Origin of the sequence: Aurantimonas sp. C2-5-R2, assembly GCF_036549495.1 — a bacterium.
Taxonomy (GTDB): Bacteria; Pseudomonadota; Alphaproteobacteria; order Rhizobiales; family Rhizobiaceae; genus Aurantimonas; species Aurantimonas coralicida_A.
The window spans coordinates 1-23,039 of sequence record NZ_JAZHLJ010000031.1 but is presented as its reverse complement, the minus strand read 5'-3'; the positions used below and the strand labels follow the sequence as shown (position 1 = coordinate 23,039).

21 protein-coding genes and 3 pseudogenes are annotated in these 23,039 nt (G+C 61.8%); 16 read left to right on the top strand and 8 right to left on the bottom strand.

Annotation, left to right across the window (positions count from 1 at the left end; all coding sequences use genetic code 11):
• Positions 1–25 precede the first annotated feature (25 nt).
• Positions 26–214 (top strand): annotated as a pseudogene (locus VQ044_RS14110) (transposase); the annotation flags it as partial.
• 761 nt (positions 215–975) lie between these two features.
• Positions 976–1,236, top strand: a complete 261-nt coding sequence (locus VQ044_RS14105; RefSeq protein ID WP_331827697.1) for a hypothetical protein — start codon at positions 976–978, stop codon at positions 1,234–1,236.
• Between the two features lie 433 nt (positions 1,237–1,669).
• Here the strand turns inward: VQ044_RS14105 and VQ044_RS14100 are convergent, their stop codons facing one another.
• The gene (locus tag VQ044_RS14100) at positions 1,670–2,866 is read right to left on the bottom strand and encodes an IS701 family transposase (RefSeq protein WP_331827696.1); all 1,197 of its coding nucleotides are present in this window, start codon (positions 2,864–2,866) and stop codon (positions 1,670–1,672) included.
• A gap of 229 nt (positions 2,867–3,095) precedes the next feature.
• On the opposite strand from VQ044_RS14100, the gene VQ044_RS14095 reads away from it, so the two are divergent.
• Genes VQ044_RS14095 through VQ044_RS14085 form a run of 3 tightly spaced genes read left to right on the top strand, consistent with a single transcriptional unit; the run spans position 3,096 to position 5,055 of the window.
• Complete coding sequence (locus VQ044_RS14095) at positions 3,096–3,512, top strand: hypothetical protein (RefSeq protein WP_331827695.1); 417 nt, start codon at positions 3,096–3,098, stop codon at positions 3,510–3,512.
• Positions 3,509–4,126 carry a hypothetical protein gene (locus VQ044_RS14090; RefSeq protein WP_331827694.1) on the top strand — a complete coding sequence of 206 codons (618 nt, stop codon included), beginning with the start codon at positions 3,509–3,511 and terminating at the stop codon, positions 4,124–4,126. The genes VQ044_RS14095 and VQ044_RS14090 overlap by 4 nt, the downstream gene beginning before the upstream one ends.
• Positions 4,127–4,158: 32 nt before the next feature.
• The gene (locus VQ044_RS14085; RefSeq protein WP_331827693.1) at positions 4,159–5,055 is read left to right on the top strand and encodes a ComEC/Rec2 family competence protein; all 897 of its coding nucleotides are present in this window, start codon (positions 4,159–4,161) and stop codon (positions 5,053–5,055) included.
• Positions 5,056–5,157: 102 nt separating this feature from the next.
• On the opposite strand, the gene VQ044_RS14080 is transcribed toward VQ044_RS14085, so the two are convergent.
• Positions 5,158–5,814, bottom strand: coding sequence for an SOS response-associated peptidase (locus VQ044_RS14080; protein WP_331827692.1), 657 nt, complete (start codon positions 5,812–5,814; stop codon positions 5,158–5,160).
• Between the two features lie 599 nt (positions 5,815–6,413).
• Here VQ044_RS14080 and VQ044_RS25690 point away from each other — a divergent pair.
• Complete coding sequence (locus VQ044_RS25690; RefSeq protein WP_442880647.1) at positions 6,414–6,500, top strand: hypothetical protein; 87 nt, start codon at positions 6,414–6,416, stop codon at positions 6,498–6,500.
• Here VQ044_RS25690 and VQ044_RS14075 read toward each other — a convergent pair.
• Both VQ044_RS14075 and VQ044_RS14070 read right to left on the bottom strand, forming a co-directional pair.
• Positions 6,489–7,100 carry an HK97 family phage prohead protease gene (locus tag VQ044_RS14075; RefSeq protein WP_331827691.1) on the bottom strand — a complete coding sequence of 204 codons (612 nt, stop codon included), beginning with the start codon at positions 7,098–7,100 and terminating at the stop codon, positions 6,489–6,491. The two genes, VQ044_RS25690 and VQ044_RS14075, sit on opposite strands and share 12 nt — an antisense overlap.
• Positions 7,100–7,405, bottom strand: a complete 306-nt coding sequence (locus tag VQ044_RS14070; RefSeq protein WP_331827690.1) for a hypothetical protein — start codon at positions 7,403–7,405, stop codon at positions 7,100–7,102. Before VQ044_RS14070 ends, VQ044_RS14075 begins: the two co-directional genes overlap by 1 nt.
• A gap of 377 nt (positions 7,406–7,782) precedes the next feature.
• Between VQ044_RS14070 and VQ044_RS14065 the strand changes: the two genes are divergently transcribed.
• Positions 7,783–11,184, top strand: coding sequence for a class I SAM-dependent DNA methyltransferase (locus VQ044_RS14065; protein WP_331827689.1), 3,402 nt, complete (start codon positions 7,783–7,785; stop codon positions 11,182–11,184).
• Between the two features lie 10 nt (positions 11,185–11,194).
• Positions 11,195–11,602, top strand: coding sequence for a winged helix-turn-helix domain-containing protein (locus VQ044_RS14060; protein ID WP_331827688.1), 408 nt, complete (start codon positions 11,195–11,197; stop codon positions 11,600–11,602).
• A gap of 137 nt (positions 11,603–11,739) precedes the next feature.
• Here the strand turns inward: VQ044_RS14060 and VQ044_RS14055 are convergent, their stop codons facing one another.
• The 4 genes and pseudogenes from VQ044_RS14055 to VQ044_RS14040 all read right to left on the bottom strand — a co-directional run.
• The gene (locus tag VQ044_RS14055) at positions 11,740–12,033 is read right to left on the bottom strand and encodes a hypothetical protein (RefSeq protein ID WP_331827687.1); all 294 of its coding nucleotides are present in this window, start codon (positions 12,031–12,033) and stop codon (positions 11,740–11,742) included.
• The gene (locus VQ044_RS14050) at positions 12,017–12,943 is read right to left on the bottom strand and encodes an NAD(P)-dependent oxidoreductase (RefSeq protein ID WP_331827686.1); all 927 of its coding nucleotides are present in this window, start codon (positions 12,941–12,943) and stop codon (positions 12,017–12,019) included. The genes VQ044_RS14055 and VQ044_RS14050 overlap by 17 nt, the downstream gene beginning before the upstream one ends.
• Positions 12,933–13,313 carry a carboxymuconolactone decarboxylase family protein gene (locus VQ044_RS14045; protein WP_331827685.1) on the bottom strand — a complete coding sequence of 127 codons (381 nt, stop codon included), beginning with the start codon at positions 13,311–13,313 and terminating at the stop codon, positions 12,933–12,935. The genes VQ044_RS14050 and VQ044_RS14045 overlap by 11 nt, the downstream gene beginning before the upstream one ends.
• 136 nt (positions 13,314–13,449) lie before the next feature.
• Positions 13,450–14,295 (bottom strand): annotated as a pseudogene (locus VQ044_RS14040) (branched-chain amino acid ABC transporter permease); the annotation flags it as partial.
• An 84-nt stretch (positions 14,296–14,379) separates the two neighbouring features.
• Here VQ044_RS14040 and VQ044_RS14035 point away from each other — a divergent pair.
• The 8 genes and pseudogenes from VQ044_RS14035 (at position 14,380) to VQ044_RS25685 (ending at position 22,979) form a co-directional block, all read left to right on the top strand.
• Positions 14,380–15,235: pseudogene (locus tag VQ044_RS14035) on the top strand (IS1595 family transposase).
• 428 nt (positions 15,236–15,663) lie between these two features.
• Entirely contained in the window at positions 15,664–16,716 is a 1,053-nt protein-coding gene (locus VQ044_RS14030) for a TAXI family TRAP transporter solute-binding subunit (protein ID WP_331827684.1), read from the top strand.
• Positions 16,717–16,796: 80 nt separating this feature from the next.
• Complete coding sequence (locus VQ044_RS14025) at positions 16,797–18,719, top strand: TRAP transporter permease (RefSeq protein ID WP_331827683.1); 1,923 nt, start codon at positions 16,797–16,799, stop codon at positions 18,717–18,719.
• A complete protein-coding gene (locus VQ044_RS14020) occupies positions 18,712–19,905 on the top strand; it encodes a CoA transferase (RefSeq protein WP_331827682.1) in 1,194 nt (397 codons plus the stop codon). Before VQ044_RS14025 ends, VQ044_RS14020 begins: the two co-directional genes overlap by 8 nt.
• A gap of 20 nt (positions 19,906–19,925) precedes the next feature.
• Positions 19,926–21,119, top strand: a complete 1,194-nt coding sequence (locus VQ044_RS14015; RefSeq protein WP_331827681.1) for a CaiB/BaiF CoA transferase family protein — start codon at positions 19,926–19,928, stop codon at positions 21,117–21,119.
• Positions 21,120–21,139: 20 nt separating this feature from the next.
• Complete coding sequence (locus VQ044_RS14010; RefSeq protein WP_331827680.1) at positions 21,140–22,291, top strand: thiolase family protein; 1,152 nt, start codon at positions 21,140–21,142, stop codon at positions 22,289–22,291.
• A gap of 8 nt (positions 22,292–22,299) precedes the next feature.
• A complete protein-coding gene (locus tag VQ044_RS14005) occupies positions 22,300–22,725 on the top strand; it encodes a Zn-ribbon domain-containing OB-fold protein (protein ID WP_331827679.1) in 426 nt (141 codons plus the stop codon).
• On the top strand, positions 22,722–22,979 hold the full coding sequence (locus VQ044_RS25685) for an SDR family NAD(P)-dependent oxidoreductase (protein ID WP_442880642.1): 258 nt from the start codon (positions 22,722–22,724) through the stop codon (positions 22,977–22,979). Before VQ044_RS14005 ends, VQ044_RS25685 begins: the two co-directional genes overlap by 4 nt.
• Positions 22,980–23,039: the final 60 nt, after the last annotated feature.

The following is a 23,039-nucleotide window of genomic DNA, read 5'->3' as shown; positions in this document are numbered from 1 at the left end:
CGCGATCGCCGGCGGGCCGCGGCGCAGGGCGCTCTATCAGGACGTCTACTGCCGTCGCGGAGCTGCTGAGAACCACATCAAGTCGTTCAAGAGACATCTGGCCGCCGATCGTACCTCCTGCAGCAAGGCGACGGCGAACCAATTCCGCCTGTTCCTGCATGCTGGCGCCTACTGGCTGATGTGGGGCCTGCGAGCCGTGATGCCGAAGCGTTCGCACCTTGGTGAAGGTGAGGCTGGTCTTTCGATACCATGCTGCGGCATCGGCCGGAAAGTAATCTCACCAAAGATTGTTGTTGGCGCATGGCGGCCGTCGACAATAGCTTTTTTGGCCGTCAGATAAATAACGACACCTCCGAATGACAAGGCGGCCCGACGGTTCGCAGGTTCACCGGTTGCGAACATGTGCGTGGCCGTCTCCGGTCGTTTCGACCCGGCGCTTTTTCTCGGCCGACTTGGCACCAATGATTACAGCCGTTAAGCGTGGGAACCGTCAGCAACAGAGTTCCTCCATGCACCACACCTGCCACACTTTCCGGGCTAAAAGATGAAGGCGAGCGCTCTTTCCCGCCTCGTCGAGAATGTCCGCCGCCCCAACCATGACAAGCGCCCCTCAATCGAGACATTTGCCGACATCGACGTAAACCGCGTCGCCTCCGAGCTAGCGCTCGAATCACAGGGTAAGGAACGTGGCGAACGGGACGAGCCTCCGACGGGATCCGTCGCAATGGACGATGTCGAGGCGCGGATCGTTGAGCGCGTCGAGGCCGAGCGGAAATCCTCCCACGCGATGGTAGAGGACGAGCTAAGAACCTACACGGAGCGACTCGCATCCTTGGACTTTGAGGGGCGGTTCAGCGGGATACGACAGGCTGCTCNCCCGCTGAAATGCGCCCGCTGCGGCAGCCGCAAGCTCGAATACCGCGTCGGCACCAGCCCGGTGATCGTCCCGCGCCCGGGCAATCCCTTCGCCCGCCGATGATTCGCCGACTTCTTGCTCATCTCTTCCGCCGCCCGCCGGAGATCCGGCGCGAGGCAACGGTCCTCGTGACGATGCACGGGGCGCAGCGTGCGTGGTTGGAGGCACGCGATCGCCGGCGGGCCGCGGCGCAGACCGAGCGCTGGGGTGCGGATTGCCAGCGTGAGCAGCGTTACTGGACTGCCGTCATGCGGGAGATCGAGCGTCAGACCGGCTATCGGCACCAACCGGACACGGCGACGCGGATTTTGAAGCGGTGACGGCTCATGCTGCAAACTCAAACTGCACGATGCAAATTCCCGCGTCTCGGAGATAAAGGTCTGCTTCGCACCCATCCTAGTCTAGCAATCAGCCCCCGCTCGCGTGATCCGAATAGCTGCCATTCGTTTATGTTGAGCGACGGCATCTATGGCATGGTCGGCACGACAATGTGAGTGAGGAGGAGTAACGGAAGTACGTTCCCGACAAGGGGACACTCATAGAGGCAGAGCGGTAGTCGGCACCTACCGGACGAAGGCGGGGGGGGGGACCCAGCCTAGCATTACAGTTGCGCTTTTGATTTGAGGTGTGATTGTCGAGCAGCGGCCTGATGGGCTCGTCGCCAGAGCGACCATGCGATGACATGGGCGGGCTGGATTTTTCGTCGAGCAAGGCGGGTGGCGATGCGTCGGATTTCCTGGATCGACCACCGGATCAGCGGCGGGGTGCGCGCTTTATCCGGCGTATTGTTTTTTGGGGCGCGGCGTTGGCGTGATGGCGGATCGCGGCCATCATGGCGAAGGCGAGCATGACGAGCGAGACGTGGCGATGCCAGCCATGCCAGGAACGGGTCTCGTTGTGGTCGAGGCCGAGCTCGTTCTTGGCCGTCTCGAAGCCGTCCTCGATGGCCCAGCGATGGCCTTCGACCTTGACCAGCGTTTCGATGGAGGCGCCGGCGGGGCACCATGTGGAGAAGAAGGCGAGATCCTCGTCGGCGATGCTGCGGCGGACCAAAAGACCGCGTGTCCAGATGCCGGGGAACGCGGCATCGAAATCGCCGGCGTCGAGATCGGCCAGTTCGAGATAGGCCCAGTCATGCAGCCTCTCGCCCTTGGTCCCATTGCCCGCCGACAGACGCCGCCATGCATCGTCGGGCAGGCTTTCGGCGATGTCTTTTGCCGGTCCGGCGATCGCCTGCGGCTTTGCCCACGAGCGGAAGGGGTGGTTGGCGTTGACGCCCAGCACATAGCCCTTGCCGGCGCGCCGCAGCGCCGTTTCGATGTCGCCGACGCCGTAGACGCTGTCGGCAGCCACCCAACTGAACGGCACGTTCGCGGCAGTGGCCCGCTCGATCATGGCGAGCGCGAGCGCCGGCTTGGTGGCAAAACCGATATCGTCCGGAACATGCGCCCTGGCCATGCGCGCCGGATCGTCCGTCCACGCCTTCGGCAGATAGAGCGCCCGGTCGATGAAGGCATGGCCGTGTCGGGAGACATAAGCCGCGAACACGCCGATCTGGCAATTGGCGATCTTGCCGGCCGAACCCGTATATTGCCGCGCAACGCCGCATGAGGCCTTGCCCTGCTTCAGGAAGCCGGTCTCATCCAGAACAAGCACCGCATCCGAGTCGGCCAAGGTCTCCAGCGCATAGTCGCGCACGATGGCGCGCAGCGCATCGGCGTCCCATCGGCCCCGACCCAGGATCGCCTGTTGACGCCACGGACCGGGATCGCCGGCGGCCTCCGCCCGCATCCAGCCTGTCTTGCGACGCTCCTCCCCAAGCAGCCCGTCCAGGAACAAGCCAGCTGAAGCCGCCAGTTCCCGGCGAAACAGCGGCTGCATCCGCGCCTTCACGTCCCGCAACGATGACGCCCAAAGTTCCAGCGTCGCCTCGACCGATATCCCAGACATCCATGACCTCCGAATCAGGGAAACCCATGGATTCAGACGTTCTCGAAATGCGCAACTGTAATGCTAGTGTCGGTTCTGATGTCCTGATCGGCGCGAGGGACCCTAACGACACGACCAGCGGGTCTAGTCGGTATCAACATGTGGGCAGATGATAATTTGTCGCATACCACATCTTGACGTTTGAGCTTTTCGTTTCCATATTGTTCTTCCGACCGAATGGGATCGGGCTATGCTCGGCAACAACTATAGGCTGACGGCATTCGCCTCGGGGTGCGGGGACAGCATTCTGATCGGGGTGCACGAAAGTGGTGGGGATCAACGTCCACTACCGAGCCGGCAGGATAAAGAGGACGATGAAACGCCTGATTTCGTCCCGGCCATCCGGCAAGCACGCGGCAACGACCACCTCGACGTACTCGGCAAGGCGGGGGGCGCCCTAGCGGAAAGTCGGTTGACGCGCCTGACCCGTGACCGCATCTATCTTTACCCCACCTGGCACAGCCAGCCCGACTATTCGGCGGTCATGTCTGGTCGCGACGATCGAGCGATAACTGCGCATGCGGAGAAGAACGCACCTGAACTGCGGCCGACGCTGATGATCATTGTTGCCGAAGGCGACATCCAAGCGCATCTGAGGCTAATGTGACGGCTGCCCTGCTTAAGACCGGGATCAACAGGAAGTACCTCGTCCCGATCGTGGTAGCCTATGCTGCTGCAGCCGGTTTGGTCGGGCTCGATCGCATCACACAGATCCAGACGCTTCTCCAGCACGCCAGTATCGCGGGTGTGGCTGGCGTTGTGATGCTTGCTTTGCAGGATCTCTTCCCCCGCTCCCTGAAGGAGATGCTCGTCTTCTGGCGCCTGCGCCACCGGGTTCCGGGTTGCCGGGCATTCACCGAGATCGCCCCGAAGGATGCCCGCGTGGACCTAACGGATCTCGCCGTTCTGATCCCGACGGCGCCGATGACACCCACGGAGCAGAACGCTCTCTGGTTCAAGTGGCTCAAGGCGACTGAGAACGATCCCGCTATCGCAGACAACCACCGGCGGTTCCTAATCCTGCGCGACTGCGCCGTCCTTCTCGCGCTGCTCGCACTCGTCACGCCGGTGCTGCTCATCTGGACATTTGACACCCAGACCCAAACATTGATGCTCAGTGGCGGACTCCTCGTAGCCTATGTTGTGGTCGCATTGTCTGCCCGCAATGCTGCTGTCCGACTCGTCGGAAACGTCGTTGCCCGCAAGGTGGCGACCGCATGACGGACCGTCGGGATCGTGAGGGGGGGCCGTTGATGAGGATCGATATCCATGACGTCGATCACGGCGGATGCACGGTCATCACTGGCCCGGCTGGACACCGGCTAATGCTGGATTGCGGGCTTTGCAGCGATCGCCCTTGGTACCCGTCCCTGGCATACAAGCATCAGCGCATCGATACGCTGATGCTGATGAACTTGGACGAAGACCATTGCGAGGATCTGCCCTATCTGTGGCGGGATTGTCCGATCGGAGGACTCGTCAGCAACCCTACCGTTGATGCCCGCGCCCTTCGGGCGATGAAGGCGGAGTGCGGGATGCGGGACGGAGTGACCACCGCGACCGGAATCCTTGAGCGCTTCGGCCCCGGCTTTCTTGGCAATTGGTCACACAATCTGGGCGGAGTCGCCTGGCACGTGTTCTGGAACCGTTACAGGGTCGACTTCACCGACACCAACAACCTTAGCCTAGCGGCGCTCATCCGCTTCGGGGCCTTCACGATCCTGTTCGGTGGCGATCTCGAACGCGCGGGCTGGCGCCAGCTGCTGACGATCCCGGACTTCCGCGCGAAGCTGGCCGAAACCACCGTCTACGTCGCTTCGCACCATGGGCGCGAGAATGGCTGCTGCGACGAGATCTTCGAGATTTGCAGCCCTGAACTCGTCATCTTCTCCGACGGACGCAAGCAGTTCGGCACCCAGGAGACCCGGGATTGGTACGCCAGCCGTACTGGGGGCATACCCGACTATACGAAGCCAGGGGGACTGTTCGGCTTGCAGCCTCGCCGCAAGGTCATGACGACCCGACGGGACGGCACGATCTCTATCGATGTCGCCAATGACGGCAGGTTTTCGGTGTCGAGCACGAGAAATGAAAGCTCGGTGGCGCTTCCCGGCCTGCTCTCCAGTCATTCGGTCAGAGTGGCAACGTGAACGCGCAGAGATTCAGTCAGGCGTGTGCGCGAAAATAGTAAATAGCGGCTTTGGCATGTTCAGCTTATTAGCCATCGGTCCGCTAACGGCCCATCCCTCGCGCTACCCCCCGTCCTTCCGCTCGCCTCTGGCCACCACTCGCAGCGCGTCGTCCGGCAGTGGTCGCTGCAGCGCTGACGCTTCCGCCCACTCCGCCCGCATCCACACGTCCATCTCCTCCGGCTCCGTCAGGATCACCGGCATCGCCTTCGGGTGAATCGGCGCGACGATCGCGTTAGGCGCGCAGGTGAGGAAGGAGTATAGGTCGGAGTTCACCTCCCCTTCCTTCGTCTTTCGCACGCTGGTCCAGTTCGTCCAGATCCCGGCGAACGCCATCAGGGGTCGGCTCTCGTCCGCGGCGAACCACACCGGCACCTTCTTGCCCTCGGCCGTCGTCTCGTATTCCGAGAAGCTGGTGAAGGGCACCAGACAGCGGTTCGCCGGCCCTCGCCAGCGACGCCAGTGCGGAGACTTCACGTTGCGGACATTGGTGACGCCGCTGTCGACTGTGCGACCCTTCAGGACGAACTGCGGCGACGGCATGCCCCAGCGCATCATCGTCAGCTCGCGCTCGCCATCTTCAGCGGTGCGAACCACCGGCGCCGGATAGTCCGGGAAGACGCCCGGCAGCGGCGGCAGATTGCCGGTCTTGTCCCGCGTGGCGCGGGTGAACTCGCGGATCGCCGCCTGGCCCTTGGTGATCGAATAGAGATTGCACATGCCTGAGATTATAGGCGCGAAACAAAAAAAGACCGCCGCACCGGTGAGGGACGGCGGCTCTGGCATGATGGCGATGCGAGTGGCGTCAGTCGCGCCGCGCCTGGTCCGTCCGTGCTCGATCACTCGGTCCATGCGGCTACCCAAGGCATCGATCGATGCCCCGGACGCCAGCGCGCCAAGGTCAAGTGCAAGGGTCACATCACGCGAGGCAAAAGACGGGACCGCAAGCGTGTTGGCGGGGCGGATTTCTAACATGGTGTGCTCCGGGCATGAAAAAGGCCGCTCGAGGCGAGCTTTTTGGGAAGAGATGGTTTTTGGGGAGGGTCAGAATTCGTTAATGGGTATCAGCCACCCTTGGTCCGGCAGAAGCAGTTCCGCTGCCGTCCAGAGACCCCACGGTGGTTGCCGGCCTAATCGAACCGTGGGGTCTCGCGCATTTCTGTCGAGCTCCTGCGCCCTACCGAATATTGCCAGCGGCAAAGCTGGAACCCTTCCACCCACGCCCCGTTGTCTGCCAACGCGGCGGAAGCGCCGCCGCCCCGGTGTGGCGTCGTGGGTAAGCCTAGAAAGACCGCGATCGTTGTTGTGGAAGGTTCAATATGCTAAAATTTATTGGTGGTACGGTCGGCTTTATATTTATCGTGGGAGTGCTGGTAATCATCGGGATTCTGATGCTAATCTTCTGATTTGCACCAGCTGTCTCGGTCGCGATCTGGCGCGTCAGGGCCGCCCTGCTTACCTAGCGGTAGGGTCATCGTTTCATTTGCAGATATGCACTGAAACCAGCCCCACCGGTGCGAGGCGGCGACGGCTGTAGAGACGCGAGGCACCCCATGGGTCGTCAGCGGATTCCCCGGTGGCGCATAGCGCGCTCGGCTATGGCGGCCCGCGTCTTCGGACAGTCGCAACGTGCCGTTGCCCATCCGTCCGATCACACGACCCTTGTCGTGGTGCAGGAGCGCCCGCACGTCGTTCTCACGCAATGACCGAGCAAAGGCGCCAGGCGCAATGCGCTCACGAAACTCGCCGGCGATGACAGTTTCGGAATGAAACACCGCGGCATAACCAGTGATAAGGTTGCCGTTGGACGCCTCAAACGGCTGCGCCCGCAGCTCAAGGTCAGCGCCGGCCAACTTTGGCCTCGCCTCTGCCAGCCTGCGCTCCATCCGGCGTATCCGAAGGCCGCGAGCCGTCTTGACGGGGTTTGAGTCGGCTTCCTCGAACGGCCTTCCGTCGAGGGTGACGCGGGCCTTTTTCGTCACGTGCTGCTGGTTCATGCGTTCCATCAGTAGTACCCCGCTTCACGCGCTTCCATGAGATACCGAGCCAGATGACCGTCACGGGGATCTCCGAGGAAGCGCGGCGTCATCGGACCGAGTCCCAACCAGGCAATGTCATTGCGCTCGAACTCGTCGATGAGGTCGGCGTAGGCTTTCCTCGCCTCCGCGACGGATACCAACGCGGTGCAGATTGCGGCGACGCGCCGGCCGTATTCGGGCTTGGCGATCTCGCAGGCGCCGACGCTGGCCTTGGTGCGAGCGTCGGCGAGACGACCGTTGACGACGTCAATGGCGGTCTCGAGGTCGGCCATCCGAGTCGTGATCTCGGCACGACGCTTCCTCTTCATCGCCTTACCAGAAGCCGGATCGCCCAATAGCTCGGCGACGCTGGGGCGCATCTCGCGTGTATTATCCGCGTCGATCTGGGCGCGCAGCGTGGCCGACTAGATCGCAACCCTGGCGAAGCCGCAACTACTGGGGGTATGCACTGAGTGCCGCGCAGCCTGATTGGAATGGTTACGGCAAAGCCGGCGTGAAAAGCTTCCCAACTCGACGTCAACAATTACCGACGAGTTGGGGCCGCCCGTGCCGCCCAAGCTAAGCCATCACCGGCACGGTCATCCCCGCTTGGTTGCGGGCCGGCAGGGGCCTGTCTACTGTCGCGCAAAGAGGGCGGGGCCGAGTCAGCATGACCGACAAGATCGAGGCGTTCATCCAGCGCTGGCAGGGACGCGAAGGTGGACAGGAGCGAGCGAACTACGCGCTGTTCCTGACTGAGCTCTGCACCGTCTTAGAGCTTCCCCAGCCGGACCCAGCAGATGCGACGTCCGCGGGCAACGACTACGTCTTCGAGCGCGGGGTCCGGGAGACGGCTCGGGACGGCACGACGTCGGTCAAGCGTATCGATCTGTACAAGCGCGATTGCTTCATCCTTGAGGCCAAGCAGTCCCGCTTCTCCGGCGACAAGACCCTTCCGCAATCCGAACTGCCCCTGCCCGGTGTCGCCCAACCTGCACGGGGCCGACGCGGGGCCGATCGCGGCTGGGACGTCCTCATGCACAACGCCCGTAGCCAGGCCGAGAACTACGTGCGCCTCCTGCCGACGGCGCACGAACCGCCTCCCTTCGTTCTCGTCTGCGACGTCGGCCACTGCCTCGAGGTCTATGCGAATTTTCGCCGCGACGGGAAGGCCTATGACCAATTCCCCGACCGCCGCTCGTTCCGGGTCTATCTGGAGGACCTTCGTAACGAGACCGTTTGCGAGCGCCTGAGGGGTATCTGGACGGACCCGATGGCGCTCGATCCCTCGCGCCATGCCGCGAGGGTGACGCGCGATGTCGCCGAGCGGCTTGCCAAGGTCTCGGTCGCCCTGGAGAAGGCCGGACACGCGCCGGAGGAAGTCGCCATGTTCCTCATGCGGCTGCTCTTCACGATGTTCGCCGAGGACGTCGATCTCCTGCCGAAGGATTCGTTCAGAGACCTGTTGAAGGATTGCCTCGCCAATCCCGCGATCTTCCCCGGCATGCTCGAAGACCTCTGGCGCGCCATGGACGAAGGCACCTTCTCGGCGGCGCTGCGCCAGAAGGCAAAGAGGTTCAACGGCGAGTTCTTCAAGAACCGCCGTGCCCTCCCGCTCCCCCGGGAGGAAATCGGCGAACTCGTCGCCGCGGCGGAGCGCAGGTGGAACGAGGTCGAGCCGGCAATCTTCGGCACCCTGCTCGAACAGGCGCTGGACCCGACCGAGCGCCGACGCCTCGGTGCGCATTACACGCCCCGCGCCTATGTCGAACGGCTGGTCATCGCGACCGTCATCGATCCCCTCCGGGCGGACTGGGCCGAAGTCCTGTCGACGGCCGAACGCCAGAAGGCGGCCGGGCGGGGCAAGAACGCGATTTCGACCGTGCAGGCCTTCCACGACCGGCTGTGTGAGACCAAGGTGCTCGACCCCGCATGCGGCACCGGCAACTTCCTCTATGTGGCGCTAGAACTGATGAAGCGGCTGGAGGGCGAGGTGCTGGAGGCCGTCGCCGATCTCGGCGGTCAGGAAGCCCTGACGGGGCTCGCAAGCCACACGGTCGACCCGCACCAGTTCCTCGGGATGGAGTTGAACCCGCGCGCCGCGGCCATTGCCGAACTCGTGCTTTGGATCGGCCACCTGCAATGGCATGTCCGCACCAAGGGCGGCGAGCCGGGCGAACCAATCTTGAAGGCGTTTCACAACATCAAGGCGATGGACGCCGTGCTGACATGGGACGGCTATCCGCTGGCGAAGGTGGTGGACGGCAAGGAGACCTATCCGAACCCGCGCCGCCCGGACTGGCCAAAGGCCGACTTCATCGTCGGCAACCCGCCCTTCATCGGCGGCAAGGACCTGCGCGCGCGGCTGCCAGCCGGCAGAGTCGAGGCGCTCTGGGCCGCCCACAAGCACATGAACGAGAGCGCCGACCTCGTGATGTACTGGTGGGACCGTGCTGCCGACATTCTCCTGAGAAAGGGCTCGCCGCTCCGCCGTTTCGGCTTCGTCACGACGAACTCGATCAGCCAGGTGTTCCAGCGCCGGGTGATGGAGAAGCACCTGTCGGCCAAGAAGCCGCTGTCGATCATCATGGCGATCCCGGATCACCCTTGGACGAAGCAGTCCCGGGACTCAGCCGCCGTACGCATCGCGATGACAGTGGCGGAGGCCGGGAAGCGGGAGGGCCTTCTGAGCGAGGTGACATCTGAAGCAGGAATCGACACCGACGCGCCGGTCATCGGATTTCGAAAATTGGCGGGGACGATCAATTCGGATCTGACCGTGGGTGTGGATGTAACGAAGGCGGTGCATCTGCTTGCGAACGAAGGCGTCTGCTCGCCGGGCGTGAAGCTTCACGGATCGGGCTTCATCGTGACGCCGCGCGAGGCTGCTGCGCTAGGGCTCGGTCAACGACCGGGGCTGGAAAATCACATTCGAGACTATCGCAATGGCAGGGACCTGACGGCCCGCTCACGCAACGTGATGGTCATCGATGTCTTCGGCATGTCCGGAGATGCGGTCCGGGATCGCTTTCCAGAGGTGTACCAGCACCTGCTGCGAACGGTGAAGCCGGAGCGCGATGTAAACAATAGAGCGAGCTACCGAGACAACTGGTGGGTATTTGGTGAGCCTCGCCGCGAGTTACGCCCCGCAGTGGCACGCCTGCCGCGGTTTATCGCCACGGTCGAAACTACAAAGCACCGCATTTTCCAGTTTCTCGATGCTTCGATCCTACCGGACAACATGGTTGTCGCTGTTGCGAGCAACGACTCGTTCGTCCATGGCGTCCTCTCCTCAAGGATTCACACGGACTTCGCGCTCCGCGCCGGCGGTTGGCTTGGGATCGGAAACGACCCGCGATACTCGAAATCACGCTGCTTCGACCCATTCGCGTTCCCCGAGGCATCTGAAGCTCAAAAGTCTGCTATCGGCACCATCGCCGAAGAGCTCGACGCGCACCGCAAGCGCGTCCTTTCCGACCACCCGCATCTGACGCTCACCGGGCTCTACAACGTGCTCGAACGCTTGCGTGCGGGCGCAGATCCCGCAGACCTCGACCCGAAGGAGCGCATCATCTTCGACGACGGGCTCGTGCTCATCCTGAAGGAACTGCACGACCGGCTCGATGCCGCGGTGGCCGAGGCCTATGGCTGGCCCGTCGACCTGCTAGAGGAGGAGCTGCTCGCACGGCTCGTCGCCCTGAACAAGGAGCGGGCGAAGGAAGAAAAGCGCGGCCACGTCCGCTGGCTCCGGCCGGACTACCAGATCCCGCGCTTCGGCTCGGAGAAGGAGAAGGCGAAGCAGATCGAGGCCGATCTCGGCGGAGCCGCGGAAACCGTCGGCGCGGGGGCCAGGACGGCCTTCCCGAAGAGCGAGCTGGAACAGACCGTGGCGGTCATGGCCGCCCTCGCCCATGCCCCCGGCCCGCTCGATGCGGCCACGATCGCGGCGACGTTCAAGCCCGGCCGCAATGTCCGCTCCCAGGTCTCGGACGTCCTGATCGCACTGTACCGGATGGGACAGGCCGGGTCGTCCGACGGCGGTCGGACATTCGCCCTGAGACGTGCCGCTTGAGGAACCCTTAGTGACGACCGACATCCCGAAATACGATGCCTTCTTTCGACCGGTGATCCTCGCGCTGCACGCGATGGGCAGCTCGGGATCGATCAACGAGATCGACGACAGGATCGCGAGCGACCTTCGGCTCGGCCCCGACACGCTTGACCAGACCTACAAGAAGACTGGCGTCTCGATCGTTGCCGACCGGATCGCCTGGGCGCGCTCCCACCTGAAAATCGCCGGGCTTGCTGACAATCCATCACGCGGCGTTTGGGTTCTTGCTGTCCGGCCAAACCCGAGCGGCCTGTCGGGGATATGCGTGCCCTCTCACCTATCTCCCCTCGCGACGTCGCTGCCGGTTACCTCGTGTGCTCAGCGGTCGCGCCGTGGCTCCGGGCGAGCGCTTGACCGCGTCCCAGCCTATATTCAATGAAGCCGCTGAGCTCAGATCGCCGCCATCCCACCAAACCAATTTTCGATTTTGCGGATAAAAAATTCCCTGTGGGGACGCGGGTGCGGGCCGGCGAGGCCGTGGAGATGCGACCCACCCCCTGGGTGCGAAGCGCGTCATCACGCCGCCGCTTTTGCGTTATCATTCGCCGCCACGAGCTTCCGCTCCTCACGCGAGCGCAGCCGGATTCGCCAGCCTCGACTGCTACAATACCATGCTGCTTCCGGGCCAAGCGCTTGCGCCGTGTCCCGCGCCTCGTCGGCAGTGGCGTCCAGAGCACCGGCCAGCCCGTCAATGGTAATGCCGTCCTCGGCCTCGCCGATAGCCTTGCGCGCCGCCACCGTGAGCAAGGCGAGCCGCGCATCCGCCTCCGCCCGCGACAGCCAGGAGGACAGGTCAGGCAGGGTCGTCATGGCGGAAATCGGCCAGGAAGCGGAAGATCTCGGTATGGTCGGCCCCCTTGCCGAGCGTCCGGTTCGCCTGTGTCCAGAGAGTTCTGGCCTCGGTGAGCCCCGGTAGCGGACAGCCGAGAGCGTCGGAGAGATCGGCGGCGGCGGTGACGTCCTTCGCCATCAGATCGAGGGCAAAGCCGGCCTTGCGAAACTCGCCCGACAGGATGAACGGCTTGAGCTTGTTCTCGGTGGAATTGTTGCGGCCCGTCGACACGTTGATGACGTCGATCATCATCGCGGGATCCAGACCGAAGGCCTCGCCCACGATCACCGCTTCGCAGGCCGCAGCGAGACCGGCAGCCGAAACGTAGTTGTTCAGCGCTTTGGTCGCGTGGCCGGAGCCGAGCCGACCCGTGCGATGGACGGCGCCCATCGCCTCAAGGATCGGAGTGACCGTCTCGATGGCGTCGGCATCGTCGCCGCCCAGCATGATGGCCAGCGTCGCGCTTTCGGCCTTGCGGACGCCGCCGGACACGGGAGCATCGACAAGAGCAATCTCGCGGGCCGCCAATTCCTCGCCAAGCGCCTGGGTCGCGACGGGATAGGACGAACTCATGTCGACGACCACCGCGCCCGCGGACAGCCCGTCGGCGACGCCTTTAGAACCGGCTTCGCCCAACAGAGCGCCGCGGACGATCGCCGCATTGGGCAGCATGGTGATGACGAGGTCACTGGCGGCGCCGAGCTCGGACAGGGTCTCGGCCGCCCTGGCGCCCGTCTCCGTCGCGAGGCGGGCCGTCAGGTCACGGTCGATATCGAACAGGCAAAGCGGGCGTTTCGCTGCGATCAGGGCGCGCACCATCGGCGCGCCCATTGTGCCGAGGCCGACGAAACCGACGCGCGGCCCCGCCCCGGACGATCTATTTTCCATTGATCTCACCGAGCACCGTCTTGGCGATCCGGAAGCTGTCGACCATCGCAGGTACGCCGCAATAGATGCCCACCTGCAGGAAAATCTCTTTGATCTCGTCCTCGGTCAGCCCGTTATTGACGGCGCCGCGAACATGGGCGGCCAATTCGTGCGGCCGGTTGAGTGCACTGATCATCGCCAGGTTGATGATCGACCGTGTCTTGCGGTCCAGGCCCTCGCGCCCCCAGATTTCGCCCCAGCAATAGGTGGTGACGAAGGTCTGGAGATCCTGGGTGAAGTCCGTGGCTTCCGACAACGCCTTGTCCACATAGGCGTCGCCCAGCGTCTCACGGCGGATCTTCAGACCCTTTTCGTAGGTTTCATCGTTCATGGGAAGAGTTACTCCTTTGGCTTTTGTTCGAAGTTTCGCCGGTCTGACGGCCGAAACGCGCAGGACGCGTCGCGGCAGGTCTCACCCGATCGGCCGGCTCCTCGATTGATTTCGGGAAGCCGGGACGGCAACACAGTTACAGCTTGCGTTTGATCAACCGGGCGAGGACGCCGACTATGCCCTCGCGGAACAGCAGCACACAAACGACGAAGACGAGCCCCTGAACCACGACGACCCAGGAGCCGATGTCGGCCAGGTAGTTCTGCATCCAGACGATGAGCGCCGCGCCGGCAATCGGCCCGAAGATCGTCCCCATGCCGCCGATCAGCGTCATCAGCACCACCTCTCCCGACATCGACCAATGCACGTCCACCAGCGAGGCGATCTGGAAGACCAGAGCCTTGGTGCCGCCGGCAAGACCGGCCAGACCCGCCGACAGGACGAAGGTCAGCAGCTTGTACTGCTGGACCCGGTAGCCGAGCGAAATGGCCCGTTGTTCGTTCTCCCGGATCGCCCTCAGCACTTCGCCAAAGGGCGAATGGACAACCCGATAAACGATAAACAGGCCGATCAGAAAGATCGCCGCGACCAGCCAGTAGATCGACATGTCGTTGGACATGTCGATCACGCCGAACAGCGGCCTCCGCGGTATCGCCTGCAGGCCGTCTTCCCCGCCCGTGAATGGGGACTGCACGGCGAAGAAGTAGATCATCTGGGCAAACGCCAGGGTGACCATGGCGAAATAGATGCCGCTCCGCCTGATCGCCAGGAGTCCGATCATCGCTCCAAGAGCCGTCGCGACGAGAACACCGAAGAGGATCGAGAGCTCCGACGATAACCCCCAGATCTTGGTGGCGTAGCCCACCGTATAGCTGGCCATGCCGAAGAAAGCCGCGTGCCCGAAGGACAGCAGACCTCCAAAGCCGAGCAGCAGATTCAACGCGCTGGCGAACAACGCGAAGCACAGCACCTTCATGATGAAAGGCTTCTCCCCTTGGCTCCGGTAGCTCGATATGTGGGGTCTGAGGCGGTTGCGGCGGAGCGGATGTTCGTGTAATGTTCCGGCATGGCGAGCCGCTGGAAGCATGACCGCCCGCTCTCGCGCGCCCAGTTCGAGGCGCGCTTTCCCGATGACGCGGCCTGCGCGGACCACCTGGCGCGGCGGCGCTGGCCGGAGGGCTTCCGTCTGCCCCGCCTGCGGCGGCGCGAAGGGCTGGGCGCTGAAGGCCAAGCGCTTCACCTGGGGGTGCGCCGCCTGCGGCAAACAGACTTCCGTCACCGCGGGCACGATCATGCACCGCAGCCACTTGGCCCTGAAGGTCTGGTTCACCGCCATCCACATCGTCACCAGCCACTCCAACGGCATCTCCGCCCTGCAGTTGCAGGCCCAGCTCGGCCTCGGGAGCTACAAGACGGCTTGGCTGCTGCTGCAGAAGCTGCGCCGCGCCATGGTCGATCCCGAGCGCAGCCTGCTGGAGGACATCGTGGAGGTGGACGAGACCGAGATCCCGCTGCGGGCTGCGGCCGATCCGCCGCATCCGCCTCTCCCCGATCGAGGACTTCTCCGCCATGACGCTGAAGCCCTTCGTCGCCAGCGTCGCGGCACCCGGCGCGCGCGTCGTCACGGATGGCTGGCCGCCTATGCGGGCCTGCCAGACCACGTCCACGAGGCGAAGGTGGTCGGCCGGATGGCCGCCCATGTCGTGCTGAAGTGGACCCACCGCGTCTTCTCGAACCTCAAGCGCTGGGGCCTCGGCGTCTATCACGGCCTGCGTCGCCAGCACCTGCGGCGTTATCTCGACGAGTTCGTCTTTCGCTGGAACCGCCGCCGCCACATGGCCGCCGCCTTCGACAGCCTGCTCGGCATCGGCGCGCGCCTCGCGCCGGCGACCGCCCGCGATTTCCTCGAACAGCGCGCCTGACCGCGCCCGGCCCTCACCGCCACCCGCCCGGAGGTCTGCGCGACCCAAGGTCATCCCCTCCCCGAAACACCTTAGTCCACGCCGCGACACCATGCCGATCCCGCCTCGCCCCCCAGCACCACACCACAATATCTGGTCCGACCGGAACCAAGGGGAGAAGCCTTCCTCCGTAGTCTTCCCAAACCACAGAGAATCACAAGCCACTGAAATCACCCAACATAATTTTCGGTTGGGCTCTAAGCCGCGGTCGTAAGTCGTCTTCTCCATTGAAAGCCCCTCTAAAGCTGTGGCCGGCGAACTTGCGCCGCCGGCTGATATCTCTTGGTGGTCGCCAGCGCTTGTGACGCGACAATCATGGACCGTCGTTGACAGCCGCGCCAGATCATATAATATAATTTATATCTTGGAGAGAGCTGGGAGGAAAATTAATGAAAAAACTAGGGTTTATGACCGCGGTGGCGGCATTGTGCATTTCGCCAACGCTAGCGATTGCGCAGGATGCGGCAGACCGATGGAAGCAAGGGGATCAATGGAATCTCGTATTTGGCTCGGCCACAGCAACGGGATCCTATTTCGCCGGGATGTCGGCCGTCGCCACAATGCTTTCCCAAAAGATGGACAATGTGATCGCCACCGCGACGGTCAGCCCCAATACAACGACGGAGGTCTACCCGCAGATGGTCCGGGGGGAGCGTGTCGGAGGTGTGGCTAGCCAGGATCTCCTTGATGCCTACGAGGGGAGTAACGCCTGGGAGGGGCGGAAAATTCCGGTTCGTGGTTGGTCTCTCGTTCAGGAAGGCTTCTTCAACATATTCGTCCGCAAAAGCCTCGGCATCACCAAGGTTTCTGAGTTGGCCGACAGCGGTGCCCGGATTGCTGCAGCCTGCGTCCCGCCGGAGCCCGGTAATCCACAGCGCTGGGATCAGCCTTTCACATTCTTCAACACGCTAATGGAAGCTCACGGGCTGGATGCGTTCGAAGACGTCACCGTCGTTCCGTACTGCACCTCGCAGGCGATCGAACAGCTTGGCGCCGGCAATATCGACGGCATGTCCCACACGCGCGGCCTGGGTGGCGGGGCCATCCGCGAGCTTATGACCAAGCAGGATCTGGTTCTACTGCAGCCAGACGAAGATGCAGTTGCAAAGATCACATCCGAATATCCGGTCTATATCAAAGATGTTCCTACTGACGTCTATCCAGAGCTTGAAATACCCGAGCCTGGCATCGGATTCTTCCACGGTGTATACTTCTTTTTGCATGAGGATCTACCGGACGAACTCGTCTACGACATGACGAAAACGCTTTTCGAAAATCTCGACGTCCTTCGCAATGCTCATCCGGCGTACAAGGGTCTTACCGTAGAAGAGGCCCTTAAGGGAATGCCAATCCCCCCCCATCCAGGTGCTCTCAAATATTATAAGGAAGTTGGCGTCCCAGGTGCCGAGGACTTTGCTGCCGCATCGTCTCCTGAAAAGTAGTCACTCCAATAGACGAAAGAAAACGGGCGGCGCTCATGATGCGCCGCTCGTGAGAATTTTCCGCTTTGGAGTGTGGTCACTTGTCGGATGAGCAAATCAATTCAGACTCGGTCGTCAGGACTGTACAGAACGGCCTTGCCGTAATCATCGGGCTTTCGGTACTCGCAACGGCCCTCTATGCGGCCTTTTTCGGTGCACCGATAACGTATGTCTATCGACCGATTTTCCTTTTCGCGATCGTAGCGGTCGCGATTTTTCTTTATCCTTCTGGAATTTTTTCCAAGGATTCCACCTCCGAGTTCATCTTCAATGTTCTCTGTGTCGGCACCTCGGCAGCCGCGACTTTATACTTCGTTTCGTATTGGGTGGACCTTCAGTGGGAGTCTTACCTCAACAATACCGGGCGGGTGCTTGCAGCGCTCCTCATCCTCTCGGTCGTTGAAGCAGCTCGGCGTACGACGGCACGCCCTTTGATCTTCGTCGCCGCTGCCTTCCTCATCTATGCGATATATGGCTCGTACTTTCCGGGTATTCTGCAGCATACGGGCGTGACATGGGAAAACGCGCTCCGTGTCACTGTGCTGGGAACGGACGGCATCTTCGGAGCTCCGATCGGTTTTGCCGCCGGCTTCGTCACGCTGTTCGTCTTCTTTACCGCTTTGATGAACGTCTCGGGAGCGGGCACCTATCTCCTTAACATCGCGTATGCGATGGCGGGCCGAAGCAGGGGAGGGCCAGGTAAAGTTGCCCTAATCGGCAGTGGGATGATGGGCATGGTATCGGGCAGCGGTGTCACAAATGTCCTGACGACAGGAACCATCACCATCCCGATGATGAAAAGGGCGGGCTATTCGCCGGCCTACGCGGCGGGGATAGAAGCAGTAGCTTCCCAAGGAAGCCAGTTCGTGCCGCCCATCATGGGCGCCGCCGTCTTCCTGATGGCCGAGTATACCGGCGTGCCGTTTTTGACACTTGCGGCGTACTGTCTTGTGCCCGCTTTCCTTTACTATCTAAGCGTCTTCACGCAGGTACATTTTCGCGCGTGCCGCGAAGACATTCGCCCGGAGGATGCGGAGAAAATTCCTAAGCTCAAGGACAACGCTCTGAAGAGCCTGATGGTCTTCATCCCCATCGGCTTGCTCGTGGCTCTCCTGTTCCTCAACTACTCCACTGACTTCGCGATCGCTGTGACGTTTCTCTCTCTCGTGCTGACCACCATGGCGACGAGCGAGACCCGCATCTTCCATTATCGCCAACTCGCACAGATCGGTTTCGAAGGGATCCGCACGCTCGCATCCATCGCGGCGGCTCTGGCTTTGGCCGGAATGGTCGTGGGGATGATCCTACTCACAGGGCTGGGCGCCCGTCTGACAACGTTGATCAGCGTGATGGCTGACGGCTCACTTCTCATAGCTCTGGTCATGACCAGCATCGTCGCGATCCTGCTGGGCATGGGCGTGGTCACCGTCGGAGCCTACGTTATCGTGGCCAGCCTCACCGCGCCGATTTTGACGAGCTTCGGCCTACCGCTCGAAATCGCTCATCTCTTTATCTTTTATTACGCGACGCTTAGCGGGCTAACGCCACCGGTCGCCGTCGTCATTTTCGCTGCCGCAGGAATTGCGGAAGCGCCCGCGATGCGGACGGCTTGGTACGCCATGAGACTCGGTTTTGTGGCGTGGCTAGTGCCCTTCATCTTCGCCTACTATCCCAGCCTCATCGGCTATGGCGGGATCACCCTGCCGGGCATCCTGAACATGATCAGTGCGACATTTGGGGTAATCGCGGTCGGTGCTGCTTTCGAAGGCTGGGCGCTGCACAGGGCTGGCGTGGCGGAGCGACTACTCTTCTTTGCAGGCGGCGTCTGTCTGATGTTCCCGAGCTTTGTCCTCGTTCCCGTGGGCCTGACCTTCCTCGGCGTCGCCATCTTCCTCAACAAGCGACATGGCACCGATCACGGTCTACCGGCGTCCAACGGCAATCGGAGCGAAGAACATGGATAAGATTCGCCCCTATTCCGGCGTTCGCATCCTCGATATGTGCCATGATCTCGGCTCCTACGCGACCAAGCTGTTCGCCGATCTTGGCGCCGAGGTCATACGGGTCGAGCCGCCAGACGGCCTCCCCGACCGCCGACGCGTCGCCGCCGAAGCCAAGGAGACCCAGGACCGCTACGAGCTCTCTTCGTTCGAATTCAAAAATTCGAACAAGAAAAGCATCTCCATCGACTTTGACGACGATGGCGGTCTCGCCACCTTCTCGCAACTGGCAGCGACGGCGCAGATCATTATTCTCGAAACCTCGGGGCCGCTCTACGACCGTATCGACTTCGTGAAGGAGACGGCGCCGCGCAGCGTCATCACGGTCGTCTCTCCCTTCGGGATGGACAAGCCGGTCGGAGAGTTCCAGTCGTCCAACGATTTGATCCTGCAAGCAGCCGGGGGCATCGCCTATCTCTCTGGCCGCCAAGAAGATTCGCCTTTGTCTCTTCCCCAAGGACAAGTGGGGATGGTGGCATCCGTCTATGCGGCGTCTGCCACTGCTATTGCTCTGGCCGATCTCGAGCAGCGCAATCGCGGCCACGTCGTCGACGTCTCGGCGCAGGAATGCATCGCCCACTCACTTCAAAACGCCATCCAGGTCTGGGACCTTGAGAAAAAGATATCGACCCGCGGCGGCGTCGGCACGAAAGACGCGTCTGAGGACATTTTTGAGTGCAGCGATGGCTACGTCTTCCTTGCGTCGCCGCCGACGCTTGGGGTGTCATGGAAGTCGTTGATCGCCTGGATGCGAGAACAGGAAGCGCCCGAAGCAGAGGAATTTGCAAAGGAGCGATGGCTGGATCGAGGCTGGCGATTGACGGAAGAGGCACACCGGCTCTTCCGTAGGCACTTTGAGCCGTTCAGCCGCAGGCAATCTAAACAGACACTGCTCGATGAGGCGATCAAGCGAAAGATCGTGATGTCACCCGTAGCGAAAGTGGCCGATCTTTTCGATGACGCGCAGCTCAGGCATCGCGAGTTCTTTCGCGCGGTCTCCTATGACGCTAGCGGCGTGACCGCCCGGGCCCCTGGAGCACCCTACAAGCTTTCCGTAGAAGTCTGGACGATAAGCCAAGCGCCTCAGCTTGGTGCGCATACCGGCGATATTGAGGCCCTACTGACGAATGGATCGGAGGCGAAAGGATGAAGCTAGATTTTCTGAGAAATGTGCGCTTCACCGACATGACATGGGCAGGTGCCGGTCCGTTTGGCACGAAGCTGTTTTCTGATTTTGGCGCTGAGGTCATAAAAGTTGAGACGAGCACCCATCCCGATCCAGTCCGACTCGGTGGACCATTCCAAGACGGAGTCGCTGGGATCAATCGGAGTGGGTATTTCGCGTCGCGCAACAGCGGAAAGAAGAGCGTTTCGGTCAACGTAAAATCGGAGGAAGGCCGTCAGATCGTCCTCGACCTCGTGCGCGAGTCCGATGTCATCAGCAATAATTTCGGTCCTGGCGCTATGGACCGGCTCGGCCTCTCCTATGAGGAGGTCTGCAAGGTCAAGCCGGACATTATCTACCTTGGCATGCCGATGTATGGCGAGGGCGGTCCGCGCTCGTCGCTTCTCGGCGTTGGAATGACAATCAGCGCAATGACGTCCCTGATGTGGCTGACAGCTTACGGGAGTGACGACCCAACTGGGCCCGGGACCCATTACCCTGACCATGCGGCCAACCCCTACCATGCCGCCTTCGCCGTCGCGGCGGCTCTGCGCTACAAGCGCCGGACAGGAAAGGGAATGAAGATCGACCTGTCACAGGTGGAATCGACGATCAACTTCCTCGGTCCGCAAGTCCTCGACTACGCCTTTACGGGCCGAGAACCCGCGCAGACCGGCAATCGGTCTCTGCGTCACGCGCCGCACAACATCTTCCACACTTCCGGAGAGGATGAATGGGTTGCGATCGCTGTCGAGTCTGACGCGCAGTGGTCGAGCCTATCGAAAATCATCGGTGCGCGTGGCGACCCGAACACCGACAGGCTGGCTTCGGCAGCAGGACGTCTCCGAGAAGTCGACAAGGTTGAGGATCTCGTCTCAACTTGGACCTCGAAAAGATCTGCTAGCGATATCGTCGAGACGCTGACTGCAGCGCGAATACCTGCGGCTCGCGTGGCGACCTCTCGCTATCTCGTCGAGGAGGATCCTGACCTAGCCAGGCGCGACTATTGGCAGACGGTAAGCCACGAAGAGCTTCGCAACAGTGTGCAGAGTTCGCCCCCTTACAAGATCGACGGCGAACGCGTTGAACTGAGCGCGCCTCCACTGTTCGGCCAGGACACCGCGGAAGTCCTCTCTTCGATCCTCGGTCTCTCGCGCGAGGAGATTGCTGGGCTCAGAGACCGAGACGCCCTGAAATAATTTATGCTGCGGAGATCGAAATGAAACGATGTAAAGCGGCCGTCGTCGGCATCGGCCAGACGGACTATGTAGAGGACTGGCACGCAGTGCGTGCCGGAGAGAAGCCCTTCGATTCCGACGGTTACGCGGCTCATGCCTTCAACCGGGCTGTTGCCGACGCAGGCATCGACAGGGAGGAGATTGACGGTCTTATCGTCGGACCGACGACAGCCTACGAACGGATGGGCGAGATTCTTGCTCTGAACGTCAGATGGGGAGATCAGGCCGACGCAATGCTAGCCGTGATTCAAGCATGCCAGGCGATCGAGACCGGCTCGGCGGAGATCGTGGCTCTCGTCTACGGCAACGACCAGCGCTCGGCCAAGACCCAATATGGTGGCCCGCAGGCGATGGGCGGCGACATGTTCCTGTCTTACGTCTATCATTCACCTTGGGGACTTACTTCGCAGGGCGCTCTTTATGCGCTGATGTTCCAGCGTTACCGTCATCTCCACGGCTTTGACGAGAGAGACCTAGGGCACGTCGCAGTTGCTCAGCGGGAATTCGCGAGCCTCAATCCCAACGCCATTCAGAGAAAGCGCATCAGCCTTGATGAGTACATGGCATCGCGTTACATTTGCGAGCCGCTTCGCCTGTTTGACTATTGTCTCATAAACGACGGCGGGGTTGCTCTCATCATCGCCGAAGAGGAGCGCGCACGCCAACTCTCGAAATCTCCGGTCTTCATAGAAAGCTTCAGCCGGTTTGATCTGAATGCCGGCGCGACAAGTCTGGAGCCTCGACTTACCGACTTTTATAAGCCAGCCCAGAAGAAAGCCGCTGAGGCGCTTTTCAACAACGCAAGCATCGGCCCTGAAGACGTGGACGTTTTCCAGGTGTACGACAGCTTTTCGTTCCACGTGCCGCTGGCCCTGGAAGGTTATGGCTACTGCCCTCCCGGCGACGTCGCTCGCTTTCTACGCGAGGATGGGATCGGCCCCGGCGGACGCTTGCCGACCAATACAAGCGGCGGCCACCTTTCTGAATCTTATATGCAGGGTTGGAACCATCAGATCGAGTGTGTCCGACAATTGCGTGGCCATGCCGGTGAGCGCCAGGTCGAAGACGCGCGGTATGCGCACTACTCCTCCGACGTTGCCGGAAAGGCCGTCTCGATCCTTTATTCCCGGTGAGCCAAATCATGAGCACGCAAGCAACCATCCCCACCCCTATCGGCGGACTATACCACGACGAAATGTGGGCCAGCATAAAGTGTGAGCGGTTCGAACTTCAGCAATGCACAGAATGCTCCGCCTTTCGCTACCCACCGGGCCCCGCATGTCCTCATTGCCTGTCCCTCAAATTCATCTGCAGTCCCGTCTCGGGAAAGGCCGAGATCCTCTCTTGGGTGATTTTTCACAAAAGTTACCTGGAGTCATACCCAGCGCCATACAACGTCATCGCCGTCCGGCTCAAGGAGGGACCGACGATGGTTTCAAATCTGGTCGGTCCCCTACCGTCGGGTTCCTGGATCGGCCGCGCCGTCGATCTCGTATATGACAAGGTGGCGGATGGCACCATTTTGCCCCGGTTCCGTCTTTCGGACGAAGACGTGGGGGTATTGTGAGCGCTCTCCCCCGCATCCTGCTCATTACCGATTCATCTCGCGGAATTGGAGCGGAAACTGCGATTCGAGCGGCCGAACGCGGCTACTGGATCGCTTTAAACTATTCGTCGGACGATGACGGCGCGCGGAAGACAGAGGAAACCATCCGTGAAAGCGGCGGGAAAGTCGCCGCCGTTCCGGCCGACATTGCAGATCCCCGTGCCGTCACGCGGCTCTTCGCTACGGGAATGTCCCGATCTCTGTTGAAACTCTGAAGTGGGCGGCGTTGCCCGCCTCGAGCCGTTAGGCTCGGGGTGCCGATTCCACTGAGGAGA

What these genes read in the sequence shown, in the direction of transcription:
- VQ044_RS14065 (WP_331827689.1), top strand. Translation starts at nt 7,783, where the DNA reads ATGACCGACAAGATCGAGGCGTTCATCCAGCGCTGGCAGGGACGCGAA.
- VQ044_RS25690 (WP_442880647.1), top strand. Translation starts at nt 6,414, where the DNA reads ATGCTAAAATTTATTGGTGGTACGGTCGGCTTTATATTTATCGTGGGA.
- VQ044_RS14105 (WP_331827697.1), top strand. Translation starts at nt 976, where the DNA reads ATGATTCGCCGACTTCTTGCTCATCTCTTCCGCCGCCCGCCGGAGATC.
- VQ044_RS14095 (WP_331827695.1), top strand. Translation starts at nt 3,096, where the DNA reads ATGCTCGGCAACAACTATAGGCTGACGGCATTCGCCTCGGGGTGCGGG.
- VQ044_RS14030 (WP_331827684.1), top strand. Translation starts at nt 15,664, where the DNA reads ATGAAAAAACTAGGGTTTATGACCGCGGTGGCGGCATTGTGCATTTCG.
- VQ044_RS14010 (WP_331827680.1), top strand. Translation starts at nt 21,140, where the DNA reads ATGAAACGATGTAAAGCGGCCGTCGTCGGCATCGGCCAGACGGACTAT.
- VQ044_RS14020 (WP_331827682.1), top strand. Translation starts at nt 18,712, where the DNA reads ATGGATAAGATTCGCCCCTATTCCGGCGTTCGCATCCTCGATATGTGC.
- VQ044_RS14075 (WP_331827691.1), bottom strand. Translation starts at nt 7,100, where the DNA reads ATGGAACGCATGAACCAGCAGCACGTGACGAAAAAGGCCCGCGTCACC.
- VQ044_RS14050 (WP_331827686.1), bottom strand. Translation starts at nt 12,943, where the DNA reads ATGGAAAATAGATCGTCCGGGGCGGGGCCGCGCGTCGGTTTCGTCGGC.
- VQ044_RS14005 (WP_331827679.1), top strand. Translation starts at nt 22,300, where the DNA reads ATGAGCACGCAAGCAACCATCCCCACCCCTATCGGCGGACTATACCAC.
- VQ044_RS14100 (WP_331827696.1), bottom strand. Translation starts at nt 2,866, where the DNA reads ATGTCTGGGATATCGGTCGAGGCGACGCTGGAACTTTGGGCGTCATCG.
- VQ044_RS14055 (WP_331827687.1), bottom strand. Translation starts at nt 12,033, where the DNA reads ATGACGACCCTGCCTGACCTGTCCTCCTGGCTGTCGCGGGCGGAGGCG.
- VQ044_RS14085 (WP_331827693.1), top strand. Translation starts at nt 4,159, where the DNA reads ATGAGGATCGATATCCATGACGTCGATCACGGCGGATGCACGGTCATC.
- VQ044_RS14045 (WP_331827685.1), bottom strand. Translation starts at nt 13,313, where the DNA reads ATGAACGATGAAACCTACGAAAAGGGTCTGAAGATCCGCCGTGAGACG.
- VQ044_RS14070 (WP_331827690.1), bottom strand. Translation starts at nt 7,405, where the DNA reads ATGGCCGACCTCGAGACCGCCATTGACGTCGTCAACGGTCGTCTCGCC.
- VQ044_RS14080 (WP_331827692.1), bottom strand. Translation starts at nt 5,814, where the DNA reads ATGTGCAATCTCTATTCGATCACCAAGGGCCAGGCGGCGATCCGCGAG.